Here is a 21,206-nt window from a genome sequence, read left to right on the forward strand (position 1 = left end):
ATGAGCAACCAGAAGACCTTCCTGCTCCCCGACCTCGGCGAAGGCCTGCCGGACGCGACCATCGTCGAGTGGTACGTCAAGGAAGGCGACGTGATCCGCCTCGACGACAACCTCGTGTCGATGGAGACGGCGAAGGCGGTCGTCGACGTGCCCTCGCCCGTCTCCGGCAAGGTCGTGAAGCTTTCGGGCGGCGCGGGGGATGTCGTCGTCACCGGCACGATGCTGGCGGTGTTCGAAATCGATCCGTCGATGCCGCAGCGCGCCGAAGGCCAGGACACCGGCCATCACCACGGCGGCGGCCATGCCGCGACGCAGACGCACGGCGGCGCCGGCACCGAAACCGCGGAGCCGGGCCCGGGCCACAAGGTCATCGCGTCCGACGAAGGCGGCGTGCTGCGCGACGACGCCAAGCCGGCGGCGAAGGGCGAGGCCGGCAGCGAGCGCGCGGACGCGGGCACGGTAGTCGGTGCGATGCAGAGTTCGGATGCTGTGCGCAGCGAATCGGCGGTCGCCGTCGGCGGCGTCAAGGCGATGCCGGCGGTGCGTGCGCTCGCGCGCAAGATGGGTGTCGATCTCTCCCGCGTTCGTGCGAGCGGCGCCGAAGGCGTCGTCACCATGGACGACGTGAAGCGCGCGGCGGCCGATGGTTCGGCGCGTGCAGGCCAGGGCGGTGCTGCACCTCGTGCAGCCGATCGCGCGGCCGCGACGTCGCCGCAGCAGGCGCAGGCGCCACAGCAACAGGCGCAGCGCAGCACGATGTCGCAGTCGGGCAAGCCGATGCGCACGCAGCCGCCGGGCGTCGCCGCGACCGGTCAGCCGGAACAGCTCAAGGGCGTGCGCCGCAACATGGCGCGCGTCATGGCCGATGCGCACAGCAAGGTCGTGCCGACGACGCTGGTCGACGACGCCGACCTGCACGCGTGGATCGGCAAGCAGGACATCACCGCGCGCCTCGTGCGCTCGATCGTCGCCGCGTGCAAGGAAGTGCCGGCGCTCAATGCATGGTTCGACGGCGAGAGCCTGACGCGCACGCTGCATCCGCACGTCGACATCGGCATCGCGGTCGATACCGACGACGGCCTGTTCGTTCCCGCGCTGCGCAATGCCGACATGCTCGACGGCGGCGGCATCCGCACCGCGATCCAGCGACTGCGCGCACAGGTCGGCGATCGTTCGATTCCGCCGAGCGAGCTGTCGGGCTACACGATCTCGCTGTCGAACTTCGGCATGTTCGCCGGCCGCTACGCGACGCCGGTCGTCGTGCCGCCGTGCGTGGCGATCGTCGGCGCGGGCAAGCTCTGCCACGACGTGGTCGCGGTGATGGGCGGTATCGAAGTCCACCGCCGCATGCCGATCTCGCTGACGTTCGACCACCGCGCCTGCACCGGCGGCGAAGCGGCGCGCTTCCTCAAGGCGCTGCTGGACGATCTGTCCGCACCGCAGTAATCGCTATCGATAACGCGATCGACGGGCGCCTTCGGGCGCCCGTTTTCGTTGGAGAAGTCGCAGCGCCACGTCCGCGCATCGAGCGCTTGCCACGGGTCGTATCGCCACGCGTTGGGACGACGAGCGACACGCAGGATCGGCATCGACGCGCTTACGCTCCGCATTCCCCCAACGGAGCGCCCGCCATGGCCCATCGCAGCCGACTCGCCGGTTTCATCATCGACTGCAACACGCCCGATCTCGATGCCGCCGCGAAGTTCTGGAGCGCGGCGCTTGGTTGCGCGATCGATCCCGAAGAAGCCGGCGACGCCACGTCCGAATACGTCAACTTCAACGACACGCCCGGCGGCCTGCACATCGAGGTGCAGAAGGTCGATCACCCGTCGCGCGTGCACCTGGACATCGAGTCCGACGACATCGATGCCGAAGCCGCGCGCCTCGAATCGCTGGGCGCGAAGAAGGTCGCGTTCGTGAAGCGCTGGTGGGTGATGGAGTCCCCGACGGGGCAACGGTTCTGCGTGGTGAAGATGCGCGAAGCGGACGGACGGAGCGCACCGAACGAGTGGCCGTAGCTCCTATCAGCTCGACTGGAAGCGCGGCCCGGCGGTCCCTATGATTCGCCCCGGGGACAAATCGGGGATCCGCGCCATGCCGTTTTTCGGTCTCGGCCTGCACGTGCTTATTGCGCTGTACTTCGCCACGCATGCCGTGCGCACCGGCCAGGACCGCTACTGGCTGATGGTGCTGTTCGCGTTTCCGGGGCTCGGCAGTCTCATCTACGCGCTAACGATCTGGCTTCCGCAGGCGCGACACGCTCCCGAAGTACGTGCGGCCTCGAAGGGTGTGCAGCGCATCCTCGATCCCGACCGCGAACTGCGTTTCGCGCAGGAGGATTTCGACAACTCACCCACGACCGCCCACCGGGTGCGGCTCGGCGATGCACTGCTGGCGAAAGGCCGTGCGGATGAAGCCGCCACGCATTTCGAACGCGCGGCCGTCGGCGTGCACGCGGATGACCCGGATATCCGCGTCAAGATGGCCGAGGCATGGCTGGCATGCGGCCGTGCGCGGGAAGCGCGCGAACAACTCGATGACGTGATCCTTCGTCATCCGGAATACCGTTCGCCGCGAGGCCATCTTGCGTACGCCCGCGCGGTAGCGGCCGAAGGCAATCGTGGCAAGGCGCGCGACGAGTTCGATGCCCTCACCGGTTACAGCGGCGACTTGGACGTACACGCGGAATACGCCGCCACGCTGGTTGGCTGGGGCGAGCAAGGCCACGCACGCGAGGTATGCGAAAAGGCACTGCATCGCATCAAGCGCATGCCCGCCTACCAGCGACGCATGTACCGCGACGCGACGTCGCGAATGAAAAAGCTGCTCGCGGAAACCCGCTGACTGCGACGCGAATCGCGTCAGTACGCGAACTCGCTGAACACCGGATCCACGCTTCCATTCCACTCGCCGCGGAACAGCTCGAGCTTGCGTTCGGCCGCGGTGACGCCGGATTCGACGATCTCGATCAGCGGTGCGAGGAACATCGATTCATCGGCACCTTCTGAATTCGCGCGCGCCCGGCGACGCAGGCCGGCGGCGGAGATCTTCACCGCTTCGCGTGCGAGATCGAGCACCGTGCCACCACGGAACGGCAGCTTCAACGCGTCGCGTGTCACGCCGTCGCGCAATGCATGACGCTCTTCGAGCGAGAAATCCTTGACGAGGTCCCACGCGGCGTCGAGCGCGGCATCGTCGTACAGCAGGCCGACCCAGAACGCCGGCAGCGCGCAGATGCGGCTCCACGGGCCGGAATCGGCGCCGCGCATCTCCAGGTACTTCTTCAGCCGCACTTCCGGGAATGCGGTGGTCGAGTGGTCGGCCCAGTCCTTCATCGTCGGGCGATAGCCCGGGCGCACCGGCAGCTTTCCGTCCATGTAATCGCGGAACGACTGACCGCTCGCATCGACATAGGTGCCGTCGCGGTAGACGAAATACATCGGCACGTCGAGCAGGTAGTCGACATAGCGCTCGTAGCCGAAGCCGTCCTCGAACACGAAATCGAGCAGGCCAGTGCGGTCGGCGTCAGTATCGGTCCAGATGTGCGAGCGATACGACAGGAAGCCGTTCGGCTTGCCTTCGGTGAACGGTGAATCCGCGAACAGCGCGGTCGCGATCGGCTGCAACGCGAGCGAGACGCGAAACTTCTTCACCATGTCGGCTTCGCTGCCGACGTCGAGGTTGACCTGCACGGTGCAGGTGCGCGTCATCATGTCGAGGCCGAGCGATCCGACCTTCGGCATGTAGTCGCGCATGATCTTGTAGCGGCCCTTCGGCATCCACGGCATCTCGTCACGACGCCACTTGGGCTGAAAGCCCATGCCGAGGAAACCCAGGCCCATCGGCTCGGCGACCTCGCGCACTTCGCGCAGGTGCGTGCCCGTTTCGCGACAGGTGTCGTGCAGCGTTTCGAGTTCGGCGCCTGAAAGTTCGAGCTGACCGGCGGGTTCCAGCGATACCGACGCGCCATCGCGCATCAGTGCGATCACACGACCGTTCTCTTCGACCGGCGCCCAGCCGAACCGCGTCAAACCCTTGAGCAACGCTTCGATGCCGCGATCGCCGTCGAATGTGGGTGCGCGCAGGTCGTCGGTGCGGAAGCCGAACTTCTCGTGCTCGGTGCCGATGCGCCAGGCCTCGGGCGGGCGCACGCCGGACGCGAGGAAATCCACGAGCTGCGCGCGGGATTCGATCTCGAGATCGGCAACCTGGCTGGGACCGGACACATGCACCTCGACGCGTCCCGCGGCGCGGGAGGGCGGCCAGTCTAGCCGCGGGCGGTGACGGACGACGTCGCGCCGGCAGGGCGTCTGCGTTGCGCGCATGGAGCGGCGGTCGGGCCGCCTAGAATGGCCGCGATGCCCTGCCCGCCCATTCTTCGTCCACGCCGACCGTGGGCCGTGCTGCTCGCGCTGCTGGCCACGGGCGGCGTGCATGCGGCGACGCTGGAACGCGGCAACGGCCCCGAGCCGTCGACGCTGGACGCGCACAAATGCCAAGAGGTCGCCTGCGGCAACGTGCTACGCGACCTCTACGAAGGGCTGGTCACCGAAGACGCCGCCGGCCGGCTGGTGCCAGGCATGGCGCAGCGCTGGTCGGTATCGCCCGACGGCCGGACGTGGACCTTCGTACTGCGCGACGGCCTGCGCTGGAGCAACGGCGAGCCGCTCGATGCGGGCCAGATCGTCGCGAGCTTCCGACGAGCGTTCGCGCCGATGACCGCGGCGCCGTTCGGCGAGCTGTTCGACGCGCTGCACAACGCGAAGGCGGTACAGGCGGGCGATGTCGCACCGACGGCACTGGGCGTCGATTCGCCGGATGCCCGCACCGTCATCTTCCATCTCGACCGCAGCGTGCCGCTGCCCGCACTGCTGACGCTTCCGATCGCGTTCCCGGTGTATCTGCCGGCTGTCGAACGACTCGGTGCGCAGCACACGCGGCCCGGTGCGCTCGTCAGCAACGGGGCTTACGTGCTGACGTCTTGGACGCCGCAGGCCAACCTCGTCATCGAGCGCAATGCTCGGTTCCACGACGCCGCGAATGTCGCGATCGATCGCGTGCGTTTCCAAGTCACCGAAGATGCTGCCGCCGAGCTGCAACGCTTCGCGGCCGGCGACCTGCACATCACCGAAGTTGTGCCGCCGCAGCCGATGGCGTCGCTGCAGAAACGCTTCGGCACGCAGCTGCGCCTGTCGCCGTATCTCGGCGCGTTCTGGCTGGGCATCAATACGACGGTCGCGCCGTTCAAGGATGGCGGCTGCGTACGCGTGAACACGTCGCGCGGCGTCGACGCATCGCGCGGTCTATCGCCGTTGCGCGATGGCTGCCTCGATCGCGGCCACGCATTGCGTCGCGCACTGTCGCTGGCGGTCGATCGCGACCTGCTGGTGCGCCACGTCACCGGCTTCGGCGAGCGCGCGGCGTATGGCGTGGTGCCGCCGGGCATCGCCGGTTACACGCCTGCCGCAACGACATGGTCCACGTGGACGCAGGCCGAGCGCGAGCGGCAGGCGCGCCTGCTGTATCGCGCCGCCGGCTACAGCAACGCGCACCCGCTGGAAATCGAGTTGCGCTACAACACGTCGACGCCGCATCGCCGTCTCGCCCTCGCCGTCGCCGCGATGTGGCGACAGGTGCTCGGCGCGCACGTGCGTCTGCGCAACGAGGAGTGGAAAGTCTTCGTGGGCAATCGCAAGCAGCACGTGATCACGCAGGTATTCCGCGGCGGCTGGATCGCCGACGTGCCCGACGCCCGCAACTTCCTTGCGGCATTCGGCAGCAACGGTCCGCTCAACTGGACCGGCTACATGGATGCCGGCGTGGTCGATCGGCTCGCGCATGCCGACACCGCGCGCAGCGAAGTCGCACGCAATGCATGGCTGCACGCTGCCGAGACGCGCGTGCTACAGGCCGACGCCGTGATTCCGCTGTACTTCTACACGTCGAAGCACCTCGTCGATTCGCACGTGCGCGGTTTCGAAGCGAACGCGCTCGACCACCACGCATCGCGCTGGATGCGACTTCAGGAGTGATGCCGATGCGACCGCGCCATCCGGAATTCCATCGCAGCCATCGTGCCGGTTGGCTGCGCGCGTCCGTGCTCGGCGCCAACGATGGCATCGTCTCGATCTCGGGGCTCGTGGTCGGCGTTGCCGCGAGTGGTGCATCGCCGGCCACGGTGCTCGCGAGCGGGATTGCCGGCATCGTGGCTGGCGCGATGTCGATGGCCGCTGGCGAATACGTGTCGGTGCAATCGCAGGCTGACACGGAGGCCGCGGACCTCGCGAAGGAACGACGCGAGCTCGCGGAGGAGCCCGAGAGCGAGCTGCGCGAACTGGCGATGATCTGGGAGCGGCGCGGCCTCGATGCGGAGCTCGCGAAGCAGGTCGCCGAACAGTTGACCGAGCACGATGCGCTCGCCAGCCATGCGCGCGACGAACTTGGCATCACTGACACCTTGCGTGCGCGTCCGTTGCAGGCAGCGTTCGCGTCCGGCGCAGCCTTCATCAGCGGCGCGGTGCTGCCGATCCTCGCCACCGTGCTCGCGCCTGCCGCGCGCATGGAGACGATCACCATCGCAGTGACACTGCTCGCGTTGACGGTCTCCGGCGCACTTGCGGCATGGGCCGGCGGCGCATCGATGGTGCGCGGGGCGTTGCGCGTGGTCGGTTGGGGCACGGTCGCGATGGCGGCGGCTTCTCTGATCGGCCGGCTGGCCGGCACGGCGGTATGACGCGACGCGTGGACGGCGAGTCGATCATCCCGTGATGCGACGGCTCTCTGCCGCCGTCGTCGAAGCACTGCTCACGCTGTGGCTTCTCGCGACACTGTGCTTCGTGCTGCTGCACGCGGCACCCGGCGGGCCGTTCGACACCGAGAAATCCGCACCGCCGGAAGTGCAGGCCGCACTCGCAGCGCAATACCGGCTCGATCGTCCCGCCATCGCGCAGTACGGCGCTTGGCTGGGCGATGTCGTGCGTGGCGATCTCGGTCCCTCGTTCCAGTATCCCGACTACCGCGTCTCGCAACTCGTCGCGCAGGCGTTGCCGGTATCGGCGCTCAACGGTGGGCTCGCATTGCTGCTCGCGTTGGTGGTCGGTATTCCGCTTGGAACGTTGGCGGCAACGCGCGCGGGTGGTGTCGTCGATCGCACGGTGATGGCGATTGCCGGTTTAGGGCTCGCGGTGCCGAAGTTCGTCGTCGCACCGATGCTGGTGCTGCTGTTCGCGGTGACGCTGCACTGGCTGCCCGCGGGCGGCTGGGGTGATGCGCGCAACATCGTGTTGCCGGTGATCGCGCTCGCGTTGCCGAACGTCGCCTACTGCGCGCGACTGATGCGTGCATCGCTGCTGGAAACGCTGTCGGCCGACTACCTGCGCGCGGCGCGTTCGCGCGGGCTTTCACCGTCGCGCGTGCTGCTCATGCATGCGATGTCGCCCGCGCTGTTGCCGGTCGTCGCGTGGCTGTCGCCGGCACTGATCAACATCGTCACCGGCTCGGCGGTGGTCGAACAGGTGTTCGGCATTCCGGGCATGGGCCGCTATTTCGTGCAGGGCGCGCTCAACCGCGACTACACGCTGGTGCTCGGCGTGGTGCTGGTGGTCGGTGCGTCGATCGTGCTGATCAATGCGGTGGTCGATGCGCTGCGCGCGTGGATCGATCCACGGCTCGCCAGCGACCGCTGACGCCGATCAGGCGGCGTCGAACTGCAGCCAGTTCGCGACCACCGCGCGCGCTTCGTCGACGCCGAGCTTGGATTCGCCCGAATAGACCTGCGCGCCGACGGTATCGCCGAAGCGGCTCGTGAGTTCGCGCTTCACCGCCTGCAGCGACTGCATCTGCTGTCCGCGACCGAGCTTGTCGGCCTTGGTCAGCAGCGCATGCGCCGGCAGGCCGCGGTTGACCGCGTAGCCGAGCATCTGCAGGTCGTAGTCCTTGAGCGGATGGCGGATGTCCATGATCACCATCAGGCCCTTCAGCGCTTCGCGCGTCGTGAAGTAGCGGTCGATGAAGGCCTGCCAGTACGCCTGCAGGTCCTTGGGCACCTTCGCGTAGCCGTAACCCGGCAGGTCGACCAGGTAGCGGTTCGACGGCGGCTGGTCGCGCTTGGGCTCGAAGTCGAAGAAGACCAGCTGCTGGGTGCGGCCGGGGGTCTTGGACACACGCGCCAGGCTGCCCTGCTGGCAGAGCGCATTGAGCGCGGTGGACTTGCCGGCGTTCGAGCGGCCGGCGAAGGCGACCTCGTAGCCGCCGTCGGGCGGAAGCTGGGCCATGTTGTGCGCCGACAGCATGTAGCGGGCGCGCTGGAAGGGGTTCGACATGCGGCAAGGATCGCACGCCGGCCCCGTCGGGCTGCTTCCGGCGGTGACGGGCGACCCGGACCGCAGCCGCGCGCGTTGACCCGCTACCCGGCCGGCGCCGATAATTCCGCGGTTCCGGCGCCTGTTCTCGGCGCCATCCTCGCGTTACTCCGGAGCTTCCTCGCATGCGCCATGCCCGCGTCTACGGCCTTGTCGGCCTCGCCGCTCTCGCGGTTGCCGCCGCTGCCGTCGCCCAGACCACGGTGACCCCGGTTCCGGACAAGGCGCCCGTGCAGGTCGCGCCGCTGGCCGGCGCCGAAGAGCACGCCACGTGGGGCGATCCCAAGCGCGGCCAGCAGAAGGCCGGCGCCTGCGCCGCCTGTCATGGCCTGGACGGTAATCCGTCGGTTGCGACCTATCCGCGCCTTGCCGGCATGCCCGAGCGCTATGTCGCCCAGCAGCTCGGCCTGTTCAAGAGCCAGCAGCGCACCACCGGCATGGCCTCGGTGATGTACCCGATCGCCGCCGTGCTCAACGCGCAGGACATGCGCGACCTCGGCGCGTGGTTCCAGACCCAGAAGGCGGGTTCGGGCATCGCCGACGACACCGCGATCGCGGCCGGCCCCAACGCCGGCAAGAAGTACTACGAAGTCGGCGAGACGCTGTTCCGCGGCGGCGACAAGGCGCGCGGCATCCCTGCGTGCATGGCCTGCCACGGTGGCGCCGGCCAGGGCAATCCGGGCCCGGCTTACCCGGCGCTCGCCGGCCAGCAGGCCGAGTACGCCAAGCGTCGCCTCGAGGAATACCGCACGGGCACCGGCGCGCCGCCGACCTACAAGAACTTCCACATCATGGCGACGATCGCCGGCAAGCTGACCGACGACGAGATCGGTTCGCTCGCCAGCTACATCCAGGGCCTGCACAACCGCGGCAACGATGCCGGTGCGCAGTCGGGCGCCGCCGCGCCGGTCGCGATGAACGCCTCGCCGGCCGCTCCGGCCGCTCCGGCGGCTTCGGCTCCGGCAGCGCCTGCCGCCACGCCTGTCGCGCCGACCAGCGTTCCGGCGCAGACCACCGCGCCGGTGCAGCCGGCTTCGAAGGCCGCCACGCCGGCCGCGACGCCGAAGCAGGGCTGAACTTCGCGCCGGCCCGACGGTCCGATGTGACCGGCTGACCGTACCCTCGACGCCGGCCGTGCATTGCGCGGCCGGCGTTTTCGTATCCGCACTCCAGGGCTTCCGATGAATCTGCTGCTCCGCGTCGCCACCACCCTGCTGCTCGCCCTTCCGCTGGCCACCATCGCCGCACCGAAAGCGCCGGTGCAGGGCGAGGACTACGAGGTCATCGACGGCGGCGCGCCGTACCACCCCATCAAAGGCCAGGTTGAGGTCGCCGAGGTCTTCGGCTACCCGTGCCCGCATTGCGCGCATTTCGAGCCGGCGGTCGAGTCGTGGGTGCACACGCTGCCGAAGCAGGCGCACTTCGTCGCCGTGCCGGCCGACTTTCGCGGCGACTGGATTCCGTTCGCGCGCGCCTATTTCGCCGCGCAGATCCTCGGCGTCGCGGAGCGCTCGCATGCGGACATGTACAACGCGCTGCATGTCGAACAGACCGTGCCGCTGAGCGACGCGTCGCCGGACGAGATCGCCACCTTCTACCAGCGCTACGGCATCGCGCCGGCGCGCTTCCTCGCCACCTACAACTCGCGTCCGGTCGACGCCGCGATGGCGCAGGCGCATGACTTCATCGTGCGCAGCCAGGTCGACGGCACGCCGACGCTGATCGTCGCCGGCCGCTACCGGGTCACCACCAACTCCCGCGACGGCCAGCTCGCGACCGCGCGCTGGCTGGTCGATCGCGAGATCGCTGCGTCCGCGCGTCGATAACCCTTTCCGATCCGGAGCCTGCGCATGATCCGTCCTTCCGTTGTTGTCCTCGCCCTCGTCGGCATGTTCGCGTTGACCGGTTGCGAGAAGGTGCCGCCGAAGGCTGCGAAGCCCGCGGCCGCGCCGAGCGCGCAGCAGGCTGCAGCACCCGGCTTGCCCACCGACCTCGTGGAAGGCCGCGACTTCGTCACGATCAAGGACAGTGCGCCGTTCGAGGCGACGCCCGGAAAGATCGAGGTCGTCGAAGTGTTCGGCTACACCTGCCCGCACTGCGCGCACTTCGAGCCGATGCTCGATGCCTGGCGCGCGAAGCAGCAGGACGACGTCAAGTTCGTCGCGATCCCGGCGCCGTTCGGTAACTGGTGGATGCCGTACGCGAAGGCCTACTACGCGGCGCAGGAACTCGACCTTGCCGACAAGGCGCATGTCGCGATGTTCAATGCGATCCATGAAGAGAAGAGCCTGCCGGGCGCGCCGAACATCGCGACCGATGCGCAGATCGCGCAGTTCTATGCACGCTTCGGTGCGGACCCCGCCGATTTCGCACGTCGCATGGAAAGCGCGCCGGTCGCGCTGCGTCTGCGTACTGCGGAAGCCTTCATCGATCGCACGGGCGTTGATGGCACGCCGGGCCTCGTCGTCGACGGCAAATATCGTGTGACCGGACAATCCGCGGAAGACACGCTCCGCATCGTGGATGCTCTCGTCGCGCGCGAACGCGCCGCGCACTGACGTCGTCGCCGCGTAATCAATCGCCGCGGAGCCCGCGGCTATGCTGTTCCCCTCGACCGGCGCGCCACGGCCGCCGCTTCCGCAAGGAGATCGTCCCGATGCTCATTCGTTCCCTTCCGCGCCTGGCGATGCTGCGCTACCCGCTGGTGCTCGCTGTCGCGCTGATGGCCACCGCCTGCGGCAAGGGCGGCGATGCGACGCAGGCCACGCCGTCGACCCCGGCGGACTCGGCCGCAACCAGCGCCACCGCATCGAACACCACGACGACACCCACCACGGCTACGCCCGCGCCGACGCGCCAGCCCGGCCCGATCGTGCCGCCGCAGGGTCCGCCGCCTGTGCTCGGCACCGATTACGAAGAGATCGCCGGCGGCCAGCCCTGGCAGCCCGAGCCGGGCAAGATCGAGGTGGTCGAAGTGTTCGGCTACGTCTGCCCGGCCTGCGCGCGCTTCGCGCCGACCGTCGAGCCGTGGCACATGAAACTGCCGGCCGACGTCAACTTCCATTACGTGCCGGCGCCGTTCGGCCCGGAATGGGATCCGTACGCGAAGGCGTACTACGTGTCGGAGCAGCTCGGCCTGGTCGAGAAGACGCACATGGCGCTGATCGACGCGATCCACGTCAAGGACAGCATGCCGGGCGAAGGCGATCCGCCGGACGAGCAGAAGATCGCGAACTTCTATGCGCAGTACGGCGCGAACCCGAAGCAGTTCCTCGACATGATGCACAGCTTCGCGGTGTCGACGAAGGTCAACCAGGGTCGTCAGTGGATGACCAAGGCCGGTGTCTCCGGTACACCCACCATCGTCATCGATGGCAAGTACCGCATCACCGGCGGCAAGAGCTACGACGACGTGCTGCGCATCGCCGACCACCTGATCGCGATGGAACGCGCCGCGATGTCGGGCGGTGGCGCCGCCGCGGCACCTGCTGCACCCGCCGCGCCCGCCACCGGCGGCTGACGGACAGGACGTGGGCGATCGTCGGATCAAGTTGCTGAGTGCGAACATCCAGGCCGGATCGAGCACGCGCGGTTATCACGACTACGTCGCCCGCAGCTGGTCGCATGTGTTGCCGATGGGCGACAAGCGCGCCGCGCTCGACACCATCGCGCAGCTTGCTGCAGGCCACGACATCGTCGGCCTGCAGGAAAGTGACCCGGGCAGCCTGCGCTCGGGTTTCACCAACCAGACGCACTACCTCGCGCAACGCGCCGGCTTCGCTTACTGGAGCCACCAGCCGAACCGTCGCGTCGGCGGCGTGGCGTCCAGCGCGAATGGCTTGCTGAGCAAGCTGGAGCCAACCGAAGTCGTCGTGCATTCGCTGCCCGGACGCGTAAAAGGCCGCGGCGTGATGCTCGCTCGTTTCGGTCGTTGCGATACGCCGCTCACGATCGCCGTCGCGCATCTTTCGCTCGGCGCATCGTCGCGGATCGCGCAGCTTGGCTTCATCGCCGAGCTGCTTGCCGACGATCCGCACGCCGTGCTTATGGGCGACTTCAACTGCACGGTCGAACAGCCGGAAATGGACGTGCTGTTCAAGCGCACGCGGCTGCAACCATCGCCGCAGGAAATCCCGACGTTCCCGAGCTGGGCGCCGGCGCGCGCGATCGATCACATCCTGGTCGGCAACGGCCTGCGCCAGCACGAACGGCGCGCAATGCCGGCCGCGTTTTCTGATCACCTCGCGCTGTCCGTCGAACTCGACGTGCCGGAGCGCTGCCTGCAGTGATGCAGGCGAACCCGCGGCGTCCATCGTGATGTCGCAACACGAGCCGCTGATGACCGACCTTCCGAACTGCCCCGCCTGCGGCTCCGCGCTGACCTACGTCGACGGCGCGATGCACATCTGTCCCGAATGCGGGCACGAGTGGACGCTGTCTGCGGAGGCATCGGACGAAGCGCGCGTGCACCGCGACGCGGTCGGCAACGTGCTCGCCGACGGCGACTCGGTCACGGTGATCAAGGACCTGAAGGTCAAAGGCGCGAGCAGCGCGCTGAAGGCCGGCACCAAGGTGCGCAACATCCGTCTGGTCGACGAAGACCACGACATCGATTGCAAGATCGACGGCTTCGGCCCGATGAAGCTGAAGTCGGAGTTCGTCCGAAAGGCGTAACGCGACGTCAGTCGTCGTCGCGACGCATCGCGATATCGACACGCTTGCGCAATTCGTCGTCGGCGAACACGTCGCGCAACAGCTTCAACGCATGCTCCAGCCGCGGGCTGTCGGCCAGGCGCATGCGTTCGATCCAGCGCCGCGATGGCGTGTAGTCGCCGAGGTCGATGCCGGTGGCGACGTGAATCTCTTCCAGCTTGCGCAGCCCTTCGCTCAGGCGCTCACGCTCGCGACGCAGCACCGGATCGCCGTCCGCGGCTTCTTCGCGCACACGCTGTTGACGTTCGAACTCGCGCCGGTGATGCGACGCGAGTGCGGCGAGTTCGTCGGCATCGAACTTCGCGCGTGCGCGCATGAACGAGGCGAGGAACGGACGCGGCATCGGTTCGGGTTCGCGCGTGGCCGGCACCACGCGGCGATGGATGACGCCACCCGCGCGCAGTTCCCACAACCCCCAGCCAACCGGCAACTCGCCTTCCTTCACGACGCCCGGCGCCGCGAACACGCACCAGCGATCGCAGTAGCGCGCGATGCGGTCGGCCTTGGTCGGGTTCTTCAGTTCGGCGAGCCAGTCGCCGCGTGCGCACTTGAATTCGAAGCCGGTGAGTTCGAACCCACGCGACGCATGCAGCGACATCACCACCGCATCGGCGCGCGAACCGTGCACGGTGCCGGTCGCCTCGCGAACTTCAAACACAGTGACGAACTCGTCCGCCGGATGCGCGAGCTTGAGGGCGACGCAGAGGTCGTGGGCGGTGATCTTCGCGTCGCTCATCGGCGAGGCTTCGGCGGGAGCGGCGGACACGCGTATCTCGACCTTCGGAGTGTCGAGCCAGTGTCGTCGTCGCGCGTCTCAACCCGCGCGACGGTAACGATCAGGCGATCGTCGCCACCGGTGCGTCGGCGGGTGCGAGCGGCAGCAGGAAGCGCGTGGCGTGCGACGCCAGCGTCGCGCACTGTTTTCCCAAGGCAGCAATGTCGTCGGCCGGCACGACCGCCGTGCGTATCACGCGAAAAAAAACGGCCGGTGGGCGAGCCACCGGCCGTCGATCCCGCGGGAAAACGGTCCCGTTCGATCAGAACTTGTAGACCAGGTCGAGGTACCAGAAGCGCCACGGCAGGTCGTACGTACCGGCGTCGTAGCCGTTCAGCGAGCACGTCACGCAGATCGGCGCGCTCTTGTTGAACAGGTTGTTGATGCCGAACGTCAGCTTCAGGCCGTCCGCACCGAACGCGTGATTCCACGCGGCCTGCACGTCGTGGTACGTCGTCGCGCCGAGGTGGTTGAAGCCCGCCGCGCTGGGACAACCCGATGCCGGCGTCTTCGCCGCATTGGCGCAAGCTTCCTCGACGTCACTGATGTAGCGCACCGCCCAGTTGACGTCCCAGTCGCCCATCTTCCAGCCGAACTGGGTATTGGCCTGCCACGACGGAATCGCGCTGTCGCTGACCTCGATGCCCACTTCCTGCTGCGTCTTGTTGCCGTCCTTGTCGACCGCGCTGAAGCCGATCGTGTGAGTGGCCTGCAGCGAGACGCTCGGCTGGCCCCAGCTCATCTCGTGGCCGACCCAGTTGGCCTTCAGGTCGATGCCGCTGGTGGTGATGGTGCCGAGGTTGTCGAGGAAGTCGGTCGGCGGGTTGAGGTTGCCGCCCGCGCCGCGGGTGAAGCCGGAGCACGGCGTGCCGCTGATCGAGCCGTTGTAGCAGCCGTTGAGCAGGGCCTGGATGTCCGGCGCCTGGATCGCGTCGGTGACCTTGTAGTGGAAGTAGCTCGACTCGAGGTCGAAGCGCGACGACCACGAGCTCGCGAACGCCGGCGACCACACGAAGCCGACGTTGTAGTTCTTCGACTTCTCAGGCTGCAGGTCCGGATTACCGCCGGTGAAGGTGGTGATCTGCGTGTTCGCCTGCTCGAAGGTCGGCGAGACGCCGGCCGCCGCACACGCGGCGCGGTACTGCGCTTCGCCGCCCGGGTTGCCGGTCGGGCCGCAGGGGTCGACCAGCGTCGCGCCGAACTGCGTCAGGCCGTAGAGCTCACCCAGGTTCGGTGCGCGGAAGCCGGTCGAGTACGTGCCACGCACGACGAGGTCCTGGATCGGCTGCCACTTGAAGCCGACCTTGCCGGTGGTCGCGCCGCCGAAGGTCGAGTAGTCGGAATAGCGCAGTGCGAAGTCGGTGCTGAACACGTCCGCCCACGGCACCTGCAACTCGCCGTAGATCTCGTTGACGGTGTACGACGCCGACACCGGTGCCGCGAACGAGTCCTGCGACTCGCCGCTCTGGCGCAGCGGATCGGGGTTGAACTCGCCGTCGTACTTGCGGTGCTCGGCGCCAACCGCGAAGCCCGCGTGGCGCTCGCCCATCTGCCACAGGTCACCGGTGATGTTCGCCGTGAACAGGTCGAGCACCTGCTTGGACGAGTCGCGCTGGTCGGTGGTGATGTAGTTGAGCATCGCCTGCGTCATCGGACGCGTCTGGCCACCGAACAGGTCGAGCGGCACGCAGCCCGGCACGGCCGCACAGACGTTCACGTCGCCGAGCGCGAGCTTGAGCTTGGCGACGTTGAAGCCGTTGAGGAACTGCTGCTCGGCCTTGTTCTCCGAGTGCGCGTAGTCGAAGTTCCAGTTGAAGTTGTGCTCACCGGCCTGGAACGCACCGTCGAAGCCGAGACCCACATACCAGGTGTCGACGTCCTGACGGAAGATGCGCGGCCCGAGTTCCAGCGGACGCTTGGTCACCCAGCCGAAGTTCGTCGCCGAATCGAGCGTAATGCCCGTCGGGTTGTACGGATTGTTCGCGGCGATCGAAATGCCATCCGCGATGCCGCCGGTGCCGGCGAACGGACCGACGAAGATCGGCTCCGGTGCGGCCTGGTTGGTCGATACGCGATTGTTGTAGAGCGCCTTGGCGTGGAACGACAGCGAATCGTTGATGTCATAACGCGCGCTGCCGAACAGCGACTTGCGCTTGGACGGCGTCAGCAACAGGTTGTACGGCGCGAAGTTGAAGCGATCGGCGCTGCTGAAGTCGTGATACGTGCCCGGGGCGGTCGTCGGGTTGCCGCCGTTGTAGTTGGGCAGCGCGCCGTTGTTGAGCGTCACGTCAAACCAGTCGTTGCCGTGCACGTCGCAGAAGCCGTACGGCCCGGTGGGATTGCCGTCGGCGTCAACGCCCGTTGCCGCAATGCGAGGATCGCAGAACGTGTAGCGCCCCTGCGGTACGGCCGAGCTGCCGGCACCAAGGCCTGCACCGGGTACCGGCATGGACGACTGGTCCCACGCGCTCGAACTGATGCCCTTCTGTTCGACGAACGCCGCACTCAGCACGCCGCTGAAGTTGTCGCTGCTGCCGCCGACGGTGATGTCGGCTTCGGTGTCGTCGCCGCCGTGGCCGTAGCTGCCCTGCTTGACGTGCAGCTGCACGCCGTCGAACTTCTTGCGGGTGATGATGTTGACCACGCCCGCGATCGCATCCGAGCCGTAGATCGCCGACGCCCCGTCTTCCAGCACTTCGATGCGCTCGACGATGGCGAGCGGGATGGTGTTGAGGTCGGCCGAGCCGCTGACGCCGGAGGCGGAGGACTCGTTGACCCAGCGGATGCCGTCGACCAGCACCAGCACGCGCTGGCTGCCGAGGTTGCGAAGGTCGACCTGCGCCGAACCGGCGCCGATGCCGCCACCGCTGGCCGGGTAACCGAAGTTGCCCGAGGAATTGAACTTGGCGTTCAGCGCCTTGCCGCTGGCGGTGAGCGTCTGCAGGAAGTCACCGATCGAGGTCGCGCCGCTCTGGTCGATCTGCTGGCGGGTAATCACCGCGACCGGCTGGCTGGTGACCTTTTCCGTCTGGCGGATGCGCGAACCGGTGATCGTTACCGTATCGAGCTGCTGGGGCGACTGGGACGTCGCCGGGGGCGCCGCGGTCTGGGCGGCAGCGAAGCCGGGCAGCGCGACGAGGATGGACAGCTGGATGGCTTTCGCCAGGGAAGTACGCCGCAACGCTTTCATCGATCTCTCTCTCCGTAAGAAATGCCAAGCAGGGCTACGTCGCTTCGTTCCTGCGACGTCACGTGCTTGTAAAGGTTTCGTGAACCTGCGACAAGCGCCAAACTTCAGCATTGCCCTGTTCGGCCGATAAGCGGCGCGTTTCGCGAGCGGCCGTGCAGACCGGCGCCGGCTGTGGCCGTAGCGACTGGCGATACGCGTTTACGGAGTTCGGTTCGTGTCTATTGGTGCGTCTATGCGGCCAGAAAGCTTGGGGATGCCGGGCTCGACGCATGCGCTTCGCGGACCGGCCATCCGCGACCTCGCTCATCGATCCGCGCGACGTGAAGCCGATGCGCACGGCCGATTCAGAATGCATCGCTATAGTCGGGCGATGCGATATTTCCGCCTGCTGCCGACGTCATCGATCCTCGCCTGCGTGCTCGCCACGACCATGCCGGCCTGCGCGCAAATGCCGCCGCCTGACGCGAAAGCCGCGGGCGCAGCGACGCCGATCGCGCCCGTTTCGCCTTTACTGCCCGCGCCACGAATCGACCCGCAGCTCGGTCGCGTTCGCGAAGCGCTTGCCGCCGCGGAAGCCGGCACGTTCGACGCCGCTGCGTATGCGGATCTCGTGCGTCATCCGCTGTACGGATGGATCGAATACGCGACGCTGCGACGCGACCTGAGCTCTCTCGACCGCGCGCGCGCCGACAGTTTCCTCAGCCGCTACGGCGGCCAGGCGGTCGGCGAAACCTTTCGTTCCGTTTGGCTCGCCGAGGCGACGCGTCGTCAGGACTGGGCGGCCGTTGATGCCGCGTGGAAACCGACGATCAAGGATGTCGGCCTGCGCTGCAGCGGATTGCAGGCGCAGGCCGCGCTCGGTCGCACCACGCCGGAATGGACACAGCAGGCGCAGACGATCTGGCGCGAAGCCGCCGAGTCGCTGCCGTCGCAATGCGATCCGGTGTTCACCGCGCTCGATGCGCGTGGCGGCCTGACGCCCGCACTGCGTTGGGAACGTCTCGAAAAGGCCGCGGAAGCATGGCAGCCCGCGGTCATGCGCACCGCGGCGCGTGGCTTGCCCGCGGACGAAGCCGCACTCGGCAACGACTACGCGTCCTTCGTCGAAGCGCTCAACAATCGCGCGTTGCAATGGCCGAAGACCGATCGCAGCCGTCGCATCGCGTCGTACGGGCTTGCGCGTTACGCCAAGTCGGTGCCGCAGGATGCGCAGGCGCAGCTCGACAAGTTCGGCCCGACGCTGGGCTTCACCGACGTCGAGCGCGGCCGCGTGCTGTACCAGGCCGCGCTGTGGACCGCGTCGTCGTTCGAGCCCGGCGCCGCGCAGAAGCTCGCCGCGGTACCGGCGTCCGCATATGACGACCGCCTGCGCGAATGGCGCGCGCGTGAAGCGATGTCGCGTTCGGATTGGCCGGCCGCGCTCGCGGCGATCCGTTCGATGCCGTCGCCGCAGCGCGACGATTCGCGTTGGCAGTACTTCGAGGCGCGGCTGTCGGAGATGCAGGGCGATCGTGCGAACGCGCAGCGCCTGTATCGCGCAGCCGCGTCGAAGCCCGAATTCCACGGCTTCCTCGCCGCCGATCGACTCGGCCAGTCGTACACGCTGTGCCCGTGGATTCCGGGCGATTCGCCGTCGGTCCGTGCAGCGGTCGGTGCCGATCCGGCGCTGCAACGCGCGCTGGACTTGTGGGACATCGATCGCCCCGGCTGGGCGACCGCCGAATGGAATGACGCGCTGACGCGCTTCGATGCGTCGCGTCGTATCACCGCGGTCGAGCTCGCGCAGCAGCATGGCTGGTATGACCGCGCGGTGTTCTCGCTCGGCAAGCCGGACGCGGAAGAGCTGCGCCTGTACACGCTGCGCTTCCCGATCCACCACGAGGCAACGATCCGTCGCGAGGCGCAGAAGAACGGCCTGGATCCGGCGTGGGTCGCCGCCGAGATCCGCGCCGAGAGCGTGTTCAATCCGAAGGCGCGATCGGGCGCGAACGCGATTGGCCTGATGCAGCTGATTCCGTCGACGGGCGCGGCCACCGCATCGCGCGTCGGCATGCCGTGGTCCGGCGAATCGAGCCTGTACGACCCGGATACCTCGATCATTCTCGGCAGCGCCTACCTGCGCCAGTTGCTCGACGGCTACGGCGAAGGCAAGCCGTACTACACGCTCGCCGGCTACAACGCTGGGCCCGCGCCGCTGGCGCGCTGGAAGTCGCAGCACCCGGGCATGGATCCGGACTTCTGGATCGAGACGATTACCTACAAGGAAACGCGTGATTACGTCGCGCGCGTGCTCGCCTTCAGCGTGCTCTACGACTGGCGCATGACCGGCGACGCGCTGCGCGTCAGCGACCGCATGCGGGGCAATTTCGGTGGCCAGCGCACGTCGTTCTCTTGCCCGCTGGCGACCACGCCGGCCGCGCCGCAGGCATTGCCGCCGAAATCGCGTCGCGGCTGAGGCATCCTTAGGCGTTCCCCACGCACGGAGACCGCCATGGGACTGCTGGACACATTGCTGGGCCGCGCCGGCGAAAAGGACGTCGCGGATCTGCAGGAAGAATTCGGTCCGCTGCTCGCCAGCGGTGAAGTGCTGCAGCGCGCTTTCGCCTTCGTCCGCGACCTGATCGTGTTCACCGATCGACGCATGATCATCGTCGACAAGGAAGGCGTGACCGGCAAGAAGACGCGCTACCTCAGCATTCCGTATCGCGCGATCGTCATGTATTCGGTCGAGACCGCCGGGCACTTCGACCTCGAGAGCGACCTGTCGATCTGGGTGTCGGGGCAAGCCGAACCGATCAAGCGCGCACTCGATCGCGGCACCGGCGCGCGCGACATCGTCGCCATCCTCGCGCAGGCCACGCGCTGAGCATGAAGGTCTACCTCGTCGGCGGCGCCGTGCGCGATCCGTTGCTGGGCGCGACGCCCGGTGATCGCGACTTCGTCGTCGTCGGCGCCACGCCGCAACAGATGCTGGACGCCGGCTACAAGCCGGTCGGCCGCGACTTCCCGGTGTTCCTGCATCCGCAGACCGGCGAGGAGTACGCACTCGCGCGCACCGAACGCAAATCGGGACGCGGCTATCGCGGCTTCGTCGTCGATGCCGATCCTTCGGTGACGCTGGAAGAAGACCTGCAGCGTCGCGACTTCACCATCAATGCGATCGCGCGTGAGATTCGCGACGACGGCAGCGAGGGTGACATCGTCGATCCGATCGGTGGCGTCGCCGATCTCGAACGACGCATGTTGCGTCATGTCGGCGAGGCGTTCGTCGAGGATCCATTGCGCGTATTGCGTGCAGCGCGCTTCATGGCGCGGCTTGCGCCACTCCGCTTTACCGTCGCGCCGGAAACCATGGCGCTGATGCGCGAGATGGCGGCATCCGGCGAGCTTGCCGACCTCACGCCCGAGCGTGTCTGGCAGGAGTTGCGGCGCTCGGTGGCGAGCGCGAAGCCGTCGGCGTTCCTGCGCACACTGCACGATGCTGGCGCGCTCGCCGTGATCCTCCCCGAAGTCGAAGCGCTCTACGGCGTGCCGCAACGCGCCGAATACCACCCGGAAGTCGACACCGGCGTGCACGTCGAAATGGTCTGCGACATGGCCGCGACGCTCGCGCCCAGCGACGACGTCATCGGTTTCGCCGCATTGACGCACGACCTTGGCAAGGCACTGACGCCCGACGATGTGCTGCCCAAACACATCGGCCACGAACAGGCCGGCGTCGCACCACTGCGCGCACTGTGCGATCGCCTGAAAGTGCCGACCGCGCACCGCCAACTCGCAACACTCGTCTGTCGCGAACATCTCAACGTGCACCGCTTCGACGATCTGCGCGCGAGCACCGTGCACGACCTGCTGCAACGCTGCGACGGCTTCCGCAACCCGCAGCGCATCGAACAGCTCGGCATCGCCTGCGAAGCCGACAAGCGCGGGCGGCTCGGGCTCGAGAACGAACCCTACCCGCCGCGTGCCGCGCTGCTGCATGCGCTCGACGCGGCACGCGCCGTGCGCGCGGACACGCTTGCGGGGCAAGGGCTCGAAGGTCCCGCGCTGGGCGAAGCGCTGCGTCGCGAGCGCATCCGGGCGATCTCACAGGCAACCGGCAAGAAGCCCTGAAGTAGCCGCGCGCGGCCCAGGCGCGGCGCGCACGGAGGCCGGCGTCACGGACAGC

18 protein-coding genes and 1 pseudogene are annotated in these 21,206 nt (G+C 67.8%); 15 read left to right on the forward strand and 4 right to left on the reverse strand.

Going from position 1 to position 21,206, the window contains the following annotated elements; all coding sequences use genetic code 11:
• The 3 genes from ACVWZN_RS10835 to ACVWZN_RS10845 all read left to right on the forward strand — a co-directional run bounded on the left by ACVWZN_RS10835 (nt 1) and on the right by ACVWZN_RS10845 (nt 2,844).
• A complete protein-coding gene (locus ACVWZN_RS10835; RefSeq protein ID WP_456953822.1) occupies nt 1–1,446 on the forward strand; it encodes a dihydrolipoamide acetyltransferase family protein in 1,446 nt (481 codons plus the stop codon).
• Nucleotides 1,447–1,631: 185 nt separating this feature from the next.
• Nucleotides 1,632–2,018, forward strand: coding sequence for a VOC family protein (locus ACVWZN_RS10840; RefSeq protein WP_456953823.1), 387 nt, complete (start codon nt 1,632–1,634; stop codon nt 2,016–2,018).
• Nucleotides 2,019–2,094: 76 nt separating this feature from the next.
• Nucleotides 2,095–2,844, forward strand: a complete 750-nt coding sequence (locus ACVWZN_RS10845; protein ID WP_456953824.1) for a tetratricopeptide repeat protein — start codon at nt 2,095–2,097, stop codon at nt 2,842–2,844.
• 17 nt (nt 2,845–2,861) lie between these two features.
• Here the strand turns inward: ACVWZN_RS10845 and ACVWZN_RS10850 are convergent, their stop codons facing one another.
• Complete coding sequence (locus ACVWZN_RS10850; protein WP_456953825.1) at nt 2,862–4,226, reverse strand: glutamate--cysteine ligase; 1,365 nt, start codon at nt 4,224–4,226, stop codon at nt 2,862–2,864.
• A 174-nt stretch (nt 4,227–4,400) separates the two neighbouring features.
• Between ACVWZN_RS10850 and ACVWZN_RS10855 the strand changes: the two genes are divergently transcribed.
• From ACVWZN_RS10855 to ACVWZN_RS10865, 3 genes are read left to right on the forward strand one after another with little or no spacing between them, the layout of a single operon-like run.
• Nucleotides 4,401–6,032, forward strand: coding sequence for a peptide ABC transporter substrate-binding protein (locus ACVWZN_RS10855; RefSeq protein WP_456953826.1), 1,632 nt, complete (start codon nt 4,401–4,403; stop codon nt 6,030–6,032).
• 5 nt (nt 6,033–6,037) lie between these two features.
• Nucleotides 6,038–6,733, forward strand: a complete 696-nt coding sequence (locus ACVWZN_RS10860; protein ID WP_456953827.1) for a VIT1/CCC1 transporter family protein — start codon at nt 6,038–6,040, stop codon at nt 6,731–6,733.
• A gap of 34 nt (nt 6,734–6,767) precedes the next feature.
• A complete protein-coding gene (locus ACVWZN_RS10865) occupies nt 6,768–7,685 on the forward strand; it encodes an ABC transporter permease subunit (RefSeq protein ID WP_456953828.1) in 918 nt (305 codons plus the stop codon).
• 6 nt (nt 7,686–7,691) lie between these two features.
• Here ACVWZN_RS10865 and yihA read toward each other — a convergent pair whose 3' ends face one another.
• Nucleotides 7,692–8,321 (reverse strand): ribosome biogenesis GTP-binding protein YihA/YsxC, encoded by a 630-nt coding sequence (yihA, locus tag ACVWZN_RS10870; RefSeq protein ID WP_456953829.1) that lies wholly within the window; start codon nt 8,319–8,321, stop codon nt 7,692–7,694.
• A 164-nt stretch (nt 8,322–8,485) separates the two neighbouring features.
• On the opposite strand from yihA, the pseudogene ACVWZN_RS10875 reads away from it, so the two are divergent.
• The 6 genes and pseudogenes from ACVWZN_RS10875 to ACVWZN_RS10900 form a co-directional block, all read left to right on the forward strand.
• Nucleotides 8,486–9,268 (forward strand): annotated as a pseudogene (locus ACVWZN_RS10875) (c-type cytochrome); the annotation flags it as partial.
• A gap of 273 nt (nt 9,269–9,541) precedes the next feature.
• The gene (locus ACVWZN_RS10880) at nt 9,542–10,186 is read left to right on the forward strand and encodes a thiol:disulfide interchange protein DsbA/DsbL (RefSeq protein WP_456953830.1); all 645 of its coding nucleotides are present in this window, start codon (nt 9,542–9,544) and stop codon (nt 10,184–10,186) included.
• 24 nt (nt 10,187–10,210) lie between these two features.
• The gene (locus ACVWZN_RS10885; protein WP_456953831.1) at nt 10,211–10,918 is read left to right on the forward strand and encodes a thiol:disulfide interchange protein DsbA/DsbL; all 708 of its coding nucleotides are present in this window, start codon (nt 10,211–10,213) and stop codon (nt 10,916–10,918) included.
• A 98-nt stretch (nt 10,919–11,016) separates the two neighbouring features.
• Nucleotides 11,017–11,880 carry a thiol:disulfide interchange protein DsbA/DsbL gene (locus tag ACVWZN_RS10890; protein ID WP_456953832.1) on the forward strand — a complete coding sequence of 288 codons (864 nt, stop codon included), beginning with the start codon at nt 11,017–11,019 and terminating at the stop codon, nt 11,878–11,880.
• Nucleotides 11,881–11,911: 31 nt separating this feature from the next.
• Nucleotides 11,912–12,649 (forward strand): endonuclease/exonuclease/phosphatase family protein, encoded by a 738-nt coding sequence (locus tag ACVWZN_RS10895; protein ID WP_456954752.1) that lies wholly within the window; start codon nt 11,912–11,914, stop codon nt 12,647–12,649.
• Nucleotides 12,650–12,698: 49 nt separating this feature from the next.
• Nucleotides 12,699–13,034 carry a zinc ribbon domain-containing protein YjdM gene (locus ACVWZN_RS10900; protein WP_456953833.1) on the forward strand — a complete coding sequence of 112 codons (336 nt, stop codon included), beginning with the start codon at nt 12,699–12,701 and terminating at the stop codon, nt 13,032–13,034.
• 7 nt (nt 13,035–13,041) lie between these two features.
• Here ACVWZN_RS10900 and ACVWZN_RS10905 read toward each other — a convergent pair whose 3' ends face one another.
• Together ACVWZN_RS10905 and ACVWZN_RS10910 are read right to left on the reverse strand one after the other, a co-directional pair.
• Entirely contained in the window at nt 13,042–13,839 is a 798-nt protein-coding gene (locus ACVWZN_RS10905; protein WP_456953834.1) for a hypothetical protein, read from the reverse strand.
• Between the two features lie 271 nt (nt 13,840–14,110).
• On the reverse strand, nt 14,111–17,038 hold the full coding sequence (locus ACVWZN_RS10910) for a TonB-dependent receptor (protein ID WP_456953835.1): 2,928 nt from the start codon (nt 17,036–17,038) through the stop codon (nt 14,111–14,113).
• A 448-nt stretch (nt 17,039–17,486) separates the two neighbouring features.
• Between ACVWZN_RS10910 and ACVWZN_RS10915 the strand changes: the two genes are divergently transcribed.
• From ACVWZN_RS10915 to ACVWZN_RS10925, 3 genes are read left to right on the forward strand one after another with little or no spacing between them, the layout of a single operon-like run.
• Nucleotides 17,487–19,493, forward strand: coding sequence for a transglycosylase SLT domain-containing protein (locus ACVWZN_RS10915; RefSeq protein WP_456954753.1), 2,007 nt, complete (start codon nt 17,487–17,489; stop codon nt 19,491–19,493).
• Between the two features lie 36 nt (nt 19,494–19,529).
• Nucleotides 19,530–19,904 (forward strand): PH domain-containing protein, encoded by a 375-nt coding sequence (locus ACVWZN_RS10920; RefSeq protein ID WP_027081751.1) that lies wholly within the window; start codon nt 19,530–19,532, stop codon nt 19,902–19,904.
• A 2-nt stretch (nt 19,905–19,906) separates the two neighbouring features.
• Nucleotides 19,907–21,151, forward strand: a complete 1,245-nt coding sequence (locus ACVWZN_RS10925; protein ID WP_456953836.1) for a multifunctional CCA addition/repair protein — start codon at nt 19,907–19,909, stop codon at nt 21,149–21,151.
• The last annotated feature ends 55 nt before the right edge of the window (nt 21,152–21,206 follow it).

This window comes from Lysobacter sp. HA35, assembly GCF_054061195.1.